This is a genomic window from Rhodococcus sp. P3_B8, assembly GCF_056402775.1.
The window spans coordinates 1-653 of record NZ_JBFUGT010000694.1 but is presented as its reverse complement, the minus strand read 5'-3'; the positions used below and the strand labels follow the sequence as shown (position 1 = coordinate 653).

Sequence of the window (653 nt, the reverse complement as noted above, 5' to 3'; positions counted from 1 at the left end):
TCGGACGCCGACGCGGCATGGGTGCCATCGCCCGCCGCTTCGGCCTTGCGGACCCACACCCGTACGGTCTCCGTCTTCAGTGACATCCGTTCGGCGATTGTGCGGATCGCCTCGTATTCCGAGGCGTAGTCACCACGGTGCTCGAGGACCAGGCGCACGGCCTTCTCTCGCACCTCGGCTGGATAGACATTCGGCATAAGGATTACCTTCCCAAGAAAGAAGGTGCGCATCAAACCCGGGACGATTCACTGAAGGTTTCATACGAGGTATATAGGCTGGGAGCGGCGGGCGTTAGCTGGATGTGGCATCGGCGGGCGAAGAGCTGACCGTGAGCACTGCCGTGCGAGTTGCCCTGTGGCGGGCGATGCACGTACAGGTCGACGCTGCACCGCACGTTCTCGTCGACGAGAACGGCCAACCGGCCGCGAAGCCTGGAAGCGGAACCGGCTGATCGAGCTGGGCTTCGGTGTTCCCGACTGGCTGCGGCTGGTGCCAGTGGACTTCGAGGCGAGCGAGTCCTGGTCGGAGCAGCTGGTTGCGGCGGGCTTCGATTCTCGCCTGCCTGCGGTCGTCGTCTCCACCGGCGTGACGATGTACCTCACGAAAGACGCCACCGCGGCCACCCTGCGCCAGCTCGCCGGTCTCGCTGCGGG

The 653-nt window shown here is 65.1% G+C and carries 2 pseudogenes; one reads left to right on the top strand and one right to left on the bottom strand.

Features of this window, described 5'->3' with window-relative positions:
- Positions 1-197 (bottom strand): annotated as a pseudogene (locus AC1D1G_RS45820) (IS3-like element ISMyma10 family transposase); the annotation flags it as partial.
- Positions 198-295: 98 nt separating this feature from the next.
- On the opposite strand from AC1D1G_RS45820, the pseudogene AC1D1G_RS45815 reads away from it, so the two are divergent.
- Positions 296-653: pseudogene (locus AC1D1G_RS45815) on the top strand (class I SAM-dependent methyltransferase); the annotation flags it as partial.